Annotated in this window: 11 protein-coding genes and 1 pseudogene; all 12 read left to right on the top strand. The window is 53.0% G+C overall.

What is annotated here, in order from left to right; genetic code table 11:
• Positions 1–185: pseudogene (locus tag L691_RS0104190) on the top strand (ACP S-malonyltransferase); the annotation flags it as partial.
• A gap of 58 nt (positions 186–243) precedes the next feature.
• Positions 244–993, top strand: coding sequence for a 3-oxoacyl-ACP reductase FabG (fabG, locus tag L691_RS0104185; protein ID WP_025688960.1), 750 nt, complete (start codon positions 244–246; stop codon positions 991–993).
• A gap of 131 nt (positions 994–1,124) precedes the next feature.
• Positions 1,125–1,358: an acyl carrier protein gene (acpP, locus tag L691_RS0104180; RefSeq protein WP_025334828.1), complete on the top strand. Its 234-nt coding sequence runs from the start codon at positions 1,125–1,127 to the stop codon at positions 1,356–1,358.
• Positions 1,359–1,571: 213 nt separating this feature from the next.
• Positions 1,572–2,810, top strand: a complete 1,239-nt coding sequence (fabF, locus tag L691_RS0104175; RefSeq protein ID WP_025688959.1) for a beta-ketoacyl-ACP synthase II — start codon at positions 1,572–1,574, stop codon at positions 2,808–2,810.
• A 12-nt stretch (positions 2,811–2,822) separates the two neighbouring features.
• On the top strand, positions 2,823–3,527 hold the full coding sequence (gene rnc / locus L691_RS0104170; protein WP_025688958.1) for a ribonuclease III: 705 nt from the start codon (positions 2,823–2,825) through the stop codon (positions 3,525–3,527).
• A 259-nt stretch (positions 3,528–3,786) separates the two neighbouring features.
• On the top strand, positions 3,787–4,137 hold the full coding sequence (locus L691_RS0104165) for a Na-translocating system protein MpsC family protein (RefSeq protein WP_025688957.1): 351 nt from the start codon (positions 3,787–3,789) through the stop codon (positions 4,135–4,137).
• 135 nt (positions 4,138–4,272) lie between these two features.
• The gene (fdhF, locus tag L691_RS0104160) at positions 4,273–6,417 is read left to right on the top strand and encodes a formate dehydrogenase subunit alpha (protein WP_025688956.1); all 2,145 of its coding nucleotides are present in this window, start codon (positions 4,273–4,275) and stop codon (positions 6,415–6,417) included.
• Positions 6,414–7,064, top strand: coding sequence for a 4Fe-4S dicluster domain-containing protein (locus L691_RS33885; RefSeq protein WP_025688955.1), 651 nt, complete (start codon positions 6,414–6,416; stop codon positions 7,062–7,064). The genes fdhF and L691_RS33885 overlap by 4 nt, the downstream gene beginning before the upstream one ends.
• 32 nt (positions 7,065–7,096) lie before the next feature.
• Positions 7,097–8,497, top strand: a complete 1,401-nt coding sequence (locus L691_RS0104150; RefSeq protein WP_232229092.1) for a [FeFe] hydrogenase, group A — start codon at positions 7,097–7,099, stop codon at positions 8,495–8,497.
• On the top strand, positions 8,494–9,078 hold the full coding sequence (locus L691_RS0104145; protein ID WP_025688953.1) for a 4Fe-4S dicluster domain-containing protein: 585 nt from the start codon (positions 8,494–8,496) through the stop codon (positions 9,076–9,078). The genes L691_RS0104150 and L691_RS0104145 overlap by 4 nt, the downstream gene beginning before the upstream one ends.
• Before the next feature lie 59 nt (positions 9,079–9,137).
• Positions 9,138–10,175: a GTP 3',8-cyclase MoaA gene (gene moaA, locus L691_RS0104140; RefSeq protein ID WP_025688951.1), complete on the top strand. Its 1,038-nt coding sequence runs from the start codon at positions 9,138–9,140 to the stop codon at positions 10,173–10,175.
• Between the two features lie 8 nt (positions 10,176–10,183).
• Positions 10,184–11,199: lyase family protein (locus L691_RS0104130; RefSeq protein WP_025688949.1), on the top strand; the 1,016-nt coding region annotated here is incomplete at its 3' end.

Raw genomic sequence — 11,199 nt, 5'->3', positions numbered from 1 at the left:
TGGTCCGGCAGGTGTATTCGCCGGTATTATGGCAGGATACCGTGGAACGGCTGATTGAAGAAGGCGTGGACACGTTTGTGGAGATCGGCTCCGGCAGCGTGCTCGCCGGACTCATCCGCAAGATCGACAAGAACGTCAAGGTGATCAACATTAACAGCCTGGAAAGCATTGAAGCTCTTGGCTGAACGGATTTCTGGTTGAAGACAGGACGAGCTTTACGGACTATGAAAGGGGGCTACAAGGATGTTCTCAGCATTGCGGGGCCAGACGGCCCTGGTGACCGGCGCGTCTCGCGGCATCGGCCGCAGCATTGCGCTGGCGCTGGCGGAGCATGGCGTTAAGGTCGCCGTGAACTATTCTGGCAGCGAAGATGCTGCCCGGGAGACCGTGGAGCGCATCGTGGAGCTCGGCTCCGAAGGAATCGCGCTGCGGGGCAATGTCGGCAGCGCCGAACAGGCGGAAGCCCTGGTTAAAGAAACCCTCAGCGCCTGGGGCCGGATCGATATTCTAGTGAATAACGCGGGCATTACAAGGGACAATCTGATTATGCGGATGAAAGAGGAAGAATTCGATCAGGTCATCGAGACGAATCTTAAAGGCGTGTTCAACTGCCTTAAGGCGGTCACCCGCCCGATGATGAAGCAGCGTTATGGCCGGATCATCAATATTTCCTCCGTCGTCGGCGTGACAGGCAATCCGGGGCAGGCCAACTATTCGGCGGCGAAAGCCGGCATTATCGGACTGACCAAGTCGGCTGCGCGAGAGCTTGCTTCCCGCGGCATTACGGTTAACTGTATTGCTCCCGGCTTTATCGACACCGATATGACCCGGCAGCTGTCTGATGAAGTCCGCGCCGATCTGGCGAAGGGCATTCCGCTGGCACGGCTCGGTCTGCCGGAGGAGATTGCTTCGGCGGCGCTATTCCTTGCGTCCGAGGGAGCGGCGTACATGACGGGCCAGACGCTTCATGTTGACGGCGGCATGTATATGTAATATTTGGGGGGCTCCGGGTTAATCCCGTTGAGTGAGATTGAGCGTCAAAATTAGCGGGTTAAAGCGTTTTTTTAGCTCTATGGCATTTTGAACTCATATCTCGTATAATACCAAAAGAGGAGGTGAACCGGATGTCCGATGTATTGGAGCGTGTAAAGCGCATTGTCGTCGACCGCTTAGGAGCCGACGAAGCCGAAGTCACACTGGAAGCGTCTTTCAAAGATGATTTGGGAGCTGATTCTCTCGACGTTGTAGAATTGGTGATGGAATTGGAAGATGAATTCGATATGGAGATCTCTGATGAAGATGCAGAGAAGATTACGACTGTGGGTGAAGTTGTAAACTACATACAATCTCATACCTAGAGTCCTTGGCTTACAAAGTCCCGTACCTGCTTAAGGCGGGACTTCTCCTCATTTTACAGTGGTTGCACTTTGCGAAAGCTGCGCTTGAGTAAGCGTATTTCCGAGGAAAATAACAAACCACCGCTTTTTTTTCGCGGCGTTTGCAGTTTATATAGTGTTAAGCGAGAGAGAAATTACAACTGTAGATATAGTAATCAGATGGGGTGAATGCTTTTGAGTCATAGAGTGGTTGTTACCGGTATGGGCGTGATGACAGCGCTTGGCAAAGATCTGGAGACATTCTGGAACAGCTTGATGAGCGGTAAGTCCGGGGTTTCTACGATCGAATCCTTCGATGTGAGCGAATATCCGACACGGATCGCGGCTTCGATTAAAGATTTTGATCCGGAAGAGTTGTTCGGCCGCAAGGAGGCCCGCAAGATGGACCGTTTTGTACAATTTGCGCTCGCGGCAGGACAGATGGCGCTGAATGACAGCGGGTTGGTTGTTGGCGAGAATATTGAAGCCGAGAGAATGGGCGTATCCGTCGGTTCGGGTATTGGCGGACTTGGCACCTGGGAAGATCAGCATAACCTACTGCTTGAAAAAGGTCCTAAGCGCGTCAGCCCGTTCTTTATTCCGATGATGATCGCCAATATGGGTTCGGGGCAGCTGTCCATCAGCCTTGGAGCAAAGGGTCCAAATACAACGCAGGTTACCGCCTGCGCGACGGGTAGCCACGCCATCGGCGATTCGCTGCGTATCATCCAGCGCGGCGATGCGGACGCCATGATCTGCGGCGGTGCGGAAGCGACCATCCGTCCGACGGGCATGGCAGGCTTCTGTGCGATGAAAGCGATGTCCACGCGCAATGACGAACCGGAAAAGGCGAGCCGTCCGTTCGACACGGACAGAGACGGCTTCGTTATGGGTGAAGGCGCCGGCATCCTGGTGCTGGAATCTCTGGAGCATGCGCTTCAGCGGGGCGCCCGGATTTATGCCGAGGTTATCGGCTACGGCTTGAGCGGCGATGCCCATCATATGACCGAACCCGATCCGGACGGCGCGGCGCGCTGCATGAAGATGGCGATTCGCGATGCAGGCATCAAGCCCGAGGAAATTGACTATATTAACGCGCATGGCACCTCGACTCCTGTAGGGGACAAGTCGGAGACGGCGGCGATCAAGATGGCGCTGGGAGACCATGCGTACAAGGTGCCGATCAGCTCCACGAAATCCATGACAGGGCACCTGCTTGGTGCAGCTGGCGGAGTGGAAGCGATTATTTGCGGACTTTCCCTTCAGAATAACATGATTGCTCCAACAATCAATTTGGACAACCAGGACCCCGAATGCGATCTCGACTATGTTCCGAATAAGCCTCGTGAAGCCGAGCTGAACATCGCCATGTCGAATTCATTTGGATTCGGAGGACATAACGCGACTGTTATTTTGAAAAAATACAATCAGTAAGGAGACCGTGCGATGAATGGGGACCTGAAGCAATTACAAAGTCAACTTCATATTCAATTCCACGATTCTCTGCTGCTGAAGCAGGCTTTTACCCATGCGTCCTATGTCAATGAACACCGTTTCAATCAGCACCAGGACAATGAACGTCTTGAATTCTTGGGCGACGCTGTCCTGGAGCTGACGGTTTCCGAATATTTATATAATCTGCTTCCGGACCGGCCGGAAGGTGAGCTAACCAAGCTGCGGGCTGCTATCGTCTGCGAGCCCTCGCTGGTCAAGTTCGCTGAGAACCTTGGCTTTGGCCGTTACGTGCTGCTTGGCAAAGGCGAAGAGCTGACTGGAGGGCGAACCCGGCCCGCCCTGCTGGCCGATGTGTTCGAATCCTTCGTGGGAGCGCTTTATCTAGATCAAGGGCTCGAAACGGCACGGAAGTTTTTGGATAACCACGTGTTCCCGCTGGTAGAGAGGGATGGGAAGCTGCAAATGCAGATGACCGACTTCAAGACCGAGCTTCAGGAATTGATTCAGCATCACGGCATGGGCACCTTGGAGTATCGGATTATCGAGGAACGGGGACCGGCACACGAACGCGAATTCGTCTCCGAAGTAAGTATGGCCAGCCGTACGCTTGGCCAGGGAAGCGGGCGCTCGAAGAAGGAAGCGGAGCAGCATGCTGCGGCAGCCGCGCTGCTGCGCCTGAAAGAGGGCGGCGCCTGACAGAATGGAGTTCCCGAAGTATTACGGGTAAAAGCAGAAGAGCAGCAAAGGTTTGATTCCGGCGGACAACCGGGCATCGGACCTTTGCCGCTCTTTTTTTAAATTTTACGATAATGTCCATGAACTCAAGAATAACAGTTGTAAACGAACGGGTAAGTGTTAATTTGTGTATTGACAAGAATTTTAGAAGAGTCTAACATGAACATGTAATAAATGAGATTAACTTCCATTACAAGATTGTTAGTATTGGGGTGTTTGGATGCCTGAGACTGAATTCGAATACCAAGAGAAGATTAGAAGACTTGTAGTCAAGATTGTGAAGCACTACCGGGGCAGGGGTCCGGAGAATGTGAAGGTTAAGCTGGAGGGCAATCAATTAATCACTATTGAGATTAGGGGAATTCTCTCGAGCCTATCCGAGATTTTAGTAAAAGAAGGTGCTGTCGATCTCGTTGCGGAATATTGGAAAGTCCTAAAGCCTTATTTGGAAAAAGAATTTATGGCCGAAATGATAGAAACGCTTGGCAGTCCGTTTACATATACTTGGAAGATTTACGAGCTGTGTCCAAGCGGCCAGGCAATTATGATTCAATTGAATAAATCGGTTTGATTGAAGAGAAAGGGCGCCAGCTTCTTCGCTTTTTAATAAGCCAGTACACGGTGTATTTTTCTATTTATACTTTGTATTGGCTTATTTTTTGTTGTGCTATTTGTGCAAAAAATCACATAAAAAGGTGGTTATTCAATGACGAACAAAGTACTGACAATATGCCCGTATTGCGGCAGCGGTTGTCACATGAATTTGCTGGTTGAAGATGGGAAGGTCGTGGGGGCCGAGCCTGCGGATGGAAGAACAAATGAAGGGAACTTGTGCCTGAAGGGCCATTATGGCTGGGATTTTCTGAATGATCCGCAGATTCTGACCGCGCGCCTCCGCAAGCCCATGATTCGCAAAGAAGGGGTTCTGCGAGAGGTTTCTTGGGAGGAGGCCATCCAATTTACAGCAGAGAAGCTGACGGCGATTAAAGAAAAATATGGTCCGGATGCCATCATGGGCACAGGCTCAGCCAGAGGACCAGGCAATGAGGCTAACTATGTGATGCAAAAATTCATGCGGGCGGTGATCGGCACCAATAATATTGACCACTGTGCCAGAGTGTGCCATGGTCCGTCTGTTGCCGGGTTGACCTATTCGCTGGGTGACGGGGCCATGTCGAATTCTATTCCGGAAATAGAGGATGCGGATCTGCTCTTTATTTTTGGCTATAATCCCGCAGTCACGCACCCGATTGTAGCCAGAAGAATCGTCAAAGCGAAGGAGAAAGGCGCTACCATTATCGTATCCGATCCACGGAAGACAGAATTGGCTAGAATTGCGGATACCTGGCTCCCGCTTAAAGGCGGGACAAACATGGCACTTGTCAATGCATTTGGCAATGTGCTCATAGAGGAAGAGTTATATGATAAGGATTATGCAGCCAACTATGTGGAAGGATTTGCTGAATACAAGGAAAGTGTGAAAAAGTATACGCCTGAATATGCCGAAAGCATCACCGGTGTAAAAGCAGATGACATTCGCAAGGTGATGCGGCAGTATGCCAAATCAAATAAAGCGATGATTCTGTACGGCATGGGAGTATGCCAATTCGCTCAGGCGGTTGACGTAGTCAGAGGACTTGCCTCGCTGGCACTGCTGACCGGCAATTTCGGCAGACCCGGTGTCGGCATTGGACCGGTTCGCGGTCAGAACAACGTACAGGGCTCGTGCGACATGGGGGCATTGCCAAATGTATATCCGGGCTACCAATCGGTTACCGATCCCAAAATACGCAAAAAGTTCGAGAAGGCCTGGGGCGTCATGCTGCCGGATAAAATCGGTTACCACTTAACGGAAATTCCCCATCTGGTATTGAAGGAAGATAAGGTGAAGGCCTATTACATTTTTGGCGAAGATCCGGTACAGAGTGATCCGAATGCGGCCGAAGTGAGGGAAACGCTGGAGAAGATGGAGTTTGTCATTGTACAGGATATCTTCATGAACAAGACGGCGCTGCATGCGGATGTCGTTCTGCCCGCCACCTCCTGGGGCGAACATGATGGTGTGTATTCGTCGGCCGACCGCGGATTTCAGCGGATTAGAAAAGCCGTAGATCCTCCAGGGGATGTAAAACCGGATTGGCAGATTATCACTGAACTGGCAACGGCAATGGGCTACCCGATGTCCTACCGGGATACGGAAGAGATCTGGGACGAGATGAGAGCCCTTAGTCCGAAATTTGCGGGAGCAAGCTATAAGAAGATGGAGGAGCAGGGCGGCGTTCAGTGGCCTTGCCCAACCGAAGATCATCCGGGTACACCGTATTTATATGAGGGTAACCGCTTTTCGACGCCTAACGGCAAGGGGCGGCTGTTCGCCTGTGAATGGAGAGCTCCGCTCGAACAGCCGGATCAGGAATATCCGTTAACGCTGTCGACTGTCCGTGAGGTCGGACATTATTCCGTCCGCACCATGACCGGGAACTGCCGCGCCCTTAGTAAATTGTCCGATGAACCCGGTTATATCCAGATTAGTCCCGGGGATGCTTCGAGCCTCGGCATTGAAGACGGCCAGCTTGTGAGAATTATCTCCCGGCGGGGAAGGATTGTCGCCAGAGCACAAATCAGCGACCGGGTTAAAACAGGCGCCACCTATATGACCTATCATTTCTGGATTGGCGCTTGCAACGAACTGACCGGCGATGCCTTGGACCCCATCTCTAAGACGCCGGAATACAAATACTGCGCGATTCGCCTGGAGCGGATTCCGGATCAGCTTCGGGCCGAACAGAAGGTGCGGGAGCAGTATGAGTCGCTTAGAAAGCAGATGCATGTGGGGGCGGGTCAGGCATGAAGAAGGAACGGCCCAATTCGTTCGTCATTGCCGAAGCCGGCAAATGCATAGGCTGTAAAGCGTGCGAACTGGCCTGCTTCGCCGTGCATAACCGTGATAACGGGGTGGCTGCTGCGGTAGGTACGGTCACCGTGCCGGTCATTCCAAGGCTGCATGTCATCCGCACGGACAGCTTCACGATGCCTGTTCAGTGCCGGCATTGCGAGAACGCGCCTTGCGCCGGCGTCTGTCCGGTACAAGCGATCGTCCAAGAGGAAGGCGCTATTACCATCAATGAGGATCGCTGTATAGGCTGCAAAGCTTGCGCCATGGCTTGCCCTTTTGGAGCGATCAGCCTGTATAAGGCGTACAGCAGCGGCCAGGAGCATAAGCAGCCGCACTTAAGGGAACGGCTGGACGGCCGGTTGGAACGGAAAACGAGAGTCATCGCTTATAAATGCGATTTATGCCATGATATCACCCATTCCGGGAATATCGCTTCTGGAGAGAGTGCAGCAGCCGCTGTGAATAATAGCGGGAGCCCGTCTGAAGGCGGAGGCGAGCCGGTTCCCGCTTGCGTCTCGGTCTGTCCGGAACAAGCGCTGATGCTTGTCAGTCCGAGCCTCGGGGAATCCAGATCGCGGAAAGCGGCAGGGCTGAGATTATGACAAACCTAATCATAGAAAAGAAGGGTTCATCAGTGACGTCAAACATCGATCCGATTATTCATATTGACGAAGAACTATGCACCGGGTGCAGGCGCTGCGCGGCGGTATGCCCTGTGGATGCCATTATCGGGGAAGCGGGTACACCCCAAAGAATTGATGCGCACCGCTGCGTCGTTTGCGGGCAATGTGTACAGACATGTGCCGCTTATGCGGCGGAAGGTGAACCTTCCCTGACTTCCCGTGCAGAGAAGCTGCGGCAAAGAGGTCAGCTGTCCAGTGTGCGTGAACCATTATTTGCCGCCTATTCGACCGGACATGCATTAGAGCTAAAGGAAGCGCTGGCCGATCCGAAGCGGTATAAGGTCGTGCAATGCGCTCCGGTTATCCGCGTGTCGCTGGCGGAGGAATTCGGCCTGCCCTTTGGCACATTAACGCCGGGCAAGATGGCGGCGGCATTAAGACTGCTGAATTTCGACAGGGTATATGATACAAATTTCGGAGCTGATGTCACGATTATGGAAGAAGGCAGTGAATTAATAGGCAGAGTCATGTCAGGCGAGCGGCTGCCCATGTTCACCTCCTGCTGCCCAGCTTGGGTCAAGCATGCGGAGACGGCTGCGCCGCATGTGCTGGAGCATCTGTCGAGCTGCAAGTCGCCGATGCAAATGGTAGGGGCATTGGCTAAGACCTACAGTGCCGAATTGGATGGGGTTGCCCCAGCCGATATTCTCAGTGTGGCGGGCATGCCCTGTACTTGCAAGAAATTTGAAGCCGGCAGGGATGAGATGAATGTCGACGGGCTTCGTGAAGTGGATAGGGTCATTACAACGAGGGAACTTGCCCAGTTAATCAAGGATAAGGGCATTGATTTCATGAATCTGCCCGACGAACCGTTTGACTCGCCGCTCGGCAAATATTCCGGAGCAGGGACCATCTTTGGCGCCACCGGAGGAGTCATGGAAGCGGCGATCCGAACAGGGTATGAGCTGATAACGCACGAATCCATCCCGAACCTCCAGCTTGATTTTATCAGAGGGGATGAAGGAATTCGTACGGCTACGGTTCAGATTGGAGATTTGGAACTGAAGGTGGCCGTGGTCGCCGGGCTTAAATATGTCTCATCCATTTTGGAACAAGTGTCCGAAGGCACCTGCCCCTATCATTTTATCGAAGTGATGGCTTGTCCCGAAGGTTGCGTCAGCGGCGGCGGCCAGCCGAAGCTTCTGCTGGAGACGCAGCGAAAGGCCGCTTATCAGGCCCGAAAGAGCTCAATTTACCGTCATGATTCCAATCAGAAGGTCCGCAAGTCGCATGAGAATCCGGCAATTATTAAATTATACAAAGACTTTTTAGGTGAGCCTTTAGGTCATACTTCACATCATTTGCTGCATACCAAATTCTTTTCCAGAAGTGTTAAGGGGGAATTGAAATGAACAGTTTCGTAGTTGCTGATCCTGATAAATGTATTGGATGTCATACTTGTGAAGCAGCCTGTGTCGTTGCGCATTCGGGAAACCGTCTGTTTGAGCAGGAAGAAAGCGAGATTGCCTTTTATCCGCGTCTGAGCGTAATCGAAACGAACGAAGTTACTGCCCCTGTGCAGTGCAGACATTGTGAGGATGCGCCTTGCGCGAATGTGTGCCCGAACGGTTCGATTACGAACAAAGAGCATAGCATTTTTATTAACCAGGATACATGTATTGGCTGTAAGACCTGTATGGTGGTCTGCCCCTATGGTGCAATTCAGATGGTTACTGCGTATCGGGATGGTCAGAAGCAGCTGCAGTCCGGCCTGCGGTCAAATACTGCGGGCGTGCTAAGCCGGAAGGAAAGAATCGTTGCGCAGAAGTGTGATCTCTGTGAAGAAAGCGGCAATGGACCGGAATGTGTACGGGTATGCCCGACGAGTGCGCTCCGGTTCATTGACCCGAGTCAAATCGAAGAGTCGGCTTCCCGGAAAAGAACGGCCAGTGCACAGCTGCTGCAGCCGTTTGGCGATTTATCCGGCTATTGAGCATGTTGAATTTTCATCCAAGTGTTCAGTCACAAAATGCAGAAAGCAAGGTGAATCCTTTGTCCGATCCTTTGGTTGACTCCTTTGGCCGTGTACATAATTATGTGCGGCTATCGATTACAGACCGCTGCAATCTTGGCTGTCAGTATTGCAGACCGGGGAACAGAGCGGAATATACTTCGCAGACGGACCTGCTTACTTTTGACGAGATGGTTGACATCGTAAATGTACTCGCTGAGATGGGTGTCACTAAGGTGAGGATTACCGGCGGAGAACCGCTGCTTCGGCCCCGTCTGGAAGAGCTTGTGGCCAAGCTTGGCGCCATATCAGGTATCAGACGCATCGGGCTGACCACCAACGGCCTGCTGCTGGCGTCCAAGGCTCGGGCACTCCGCCTGGCGGGGCTGACCGATGTGAACATCAGTCTGGATTCCCTCCTGCCGGAGCGGTACGCCCAGATCACTCGCGGCGGTAATCTTAGCCGGGTATTAGACGCCATTGAAGCCTGCTTTGAAGCCGGATTCGAGACGCTGAAGCTTAATGTAGTGCTTATGCAAGGCGTGAACGACGACGAAATCGAGTCTTTTTTGCGGTTGACACTGAACTATCCGCTGCAAATCCGCTTTATCGAATATATGCCTGTCGGCATGCAGGCAGAGGGCTGGAAAGCGAAATATATGCCGCTGGAAGGAATACTGGCGCAATGTGCCAAGAGGGAATGGAACGCGAGCCTGGTTGAGCCTGGTGACAGTCTGGCGAATCTATCCTTTTGCGGAGATGCTGACGATGCGGGGCCGGCCAAGTATTACCGGATTTCCGGAGCTGCCGGAGAATTCGGCCTGATTAATCCGGTGAGCGATCATTTCTGCATGGGCTGCAACCGGCTGCGCATTACGGCTAACGGATATGTTAAGCCCTGCCTCTATTGGAACGACGAGTGGGATCTCAAGCCGTTTATCGGAAATGCCGAGATGCTTAGACAAGTATTCCGGCAATCGCTCGAAGCCAAACCGCAGCGGCATGAGATGATCGTTCAGCCGAGCCACAAGCCTTCCCAGCACGTAATGCGGCGTCAGATGTCCCAGATTGGCGGGTGAAAGCTAAAATGAGTCATGAATCAAGCTTCCGCATGGAACAGGACTCGCTTGGCTGTGCTTCAGTACCAGAGGATGCCTATTATGGCATTCATACCTTGCGGGCACGGGATAATTTTGCCGTCAGCGGCCGTCCGGCTCATCAGCAGCTCATGCGGGCAATGGTGCTGGTTAAGAAAGCCGCCGCTAAAGTAAACGGCCGGAATGGGGACATTCCGGAGTCTGCCGCCGAGGCGATTCAGTTGTCCTGCGATGATATTTTGGCAGGTCTGCTGGATGATCATTTTATCGTCGATGCCTATCAGGGCGGAGCGGGAACCAGCACCAACATGAATGTAAACGAGATGATCGCTAACCGGGCCATCGAGCGGCTTGGCGGAACCAAAGGGGATTACCGGCTGATCCATCCGATTGACCACGTAAATCTGTATCAGTCCACGAACGACGTCTATCCGACGGCTCTGCGCATCGCTGTCATCTCGCTGCTGCGTGTGCTGAGTGAAGAGTTCTCTTCGCTTCAGGAAGCGCTGCAGGAGAAGGAACGGCAGTATGCGGATGTGTTAAGGCTGGGCCGGACGCAGCTTATGGACGCGCTGCCGATCATGGCCGGGCAGAGCTTCGGCGCATACGCCAAGGCGGTAGCCCGTGACCGGTGGCGGCTGTATAAAGCGGAGGAGCGGCTGCGGGAGATCAATATCGGCGGCACGGCTGTCGGCACAGGGATGAACGCGCCGCTTACGTACGCTTATGCCATGGCGGAGGAGCTGCGGGAAATGACCGGGCTCGGGTTATGCCGCAGTGATTTTCCGATGGATGCCACGCAGAATATGGATGTATTCGTAGAGACTTCGGGCCTGCTCAAAGCGGCGGCAGTGAATCTGCTGAAAATATCGGGTGATTTCCGGCTGCTCAATTCCGGACCATCCGGCGGCATCGGCGAATATAAGCTGCCGGCTGTGCAAGTCGGCTCTTCCATCATGCCCGGTAAGGTCAATCCCGTCATCGCCGAAATGGCCGGGTCCGTCGC

Source organism: Paenibacillus zanthoxyli JH29 (genome assembly GCF_000520715.1).
In the GTDB taxonomy this organism is placed as follows: domain Bacteria; phylum Bacillota; class Bacilli; order Paenibacillales; family Paenibacillaceae; genus Paenibacillus_AQ; species Paenibacillus_AQ zanthoxyli.
The sequence above is the reverse complement of the archived record's forward strand: the minus strand, read 5'-3'. Positions and strand labels throughout refer to the sequence as shown.

What these genes read in the sequence shown, in the direction of transcription:
- rnc (WP_025688958.1), top strand. Translation starts at nt 2,823, where the DNA reads ATGAATGGGGACCTGAAGCAATTACAAAGTCAACTTCATATTCAATTC.
- L691_RS0104145 (WP_025688953.1), top strand. Translation starts at nt 8,494, where the DNA reads ATGAACAGTTTCGTAGTTGCTGATCCTGATAAATGTATTGGATGTCAT.
- L691_RS0104165 (WP_025688957.1), top strand. Translation starts at nt 3,787, where the DNA reads ATGCCTGAGACTGAATTCGAATACCAAGAGAAGATTAGAAGACTTGTA.
- fdhF (WP_025688956.1), top strand. Translation starts at nt 4,273, where the DNA reads ATGACGAACAAAGTACTGACAATATGCCCGTATTGCGGCAGCGGTTGT.
- fabG (WP_025688960.1), top strand. Translation starts at nt 244, where the DNA reads ATGTTCTCAGCATTGCGGGGCCAGACGGCCCTGGTGACCGGCGCGTCT.
- acpP (WP_025334828.1), top strand. Translation starts at nt 1,125, where the DNA reads ATGTCCGATGTATTGGAGCGTGTAAAGCGCATTGTCGTCGACCGCTTA.
- L691_RS33885 (WP_025688955.1), top strand. Translation starts at nt 6,414, where the DNA reads ATGAAGAAGGAACGGCCCAATTCGTTCGTCATTGCCGAAGCCGGCAAA.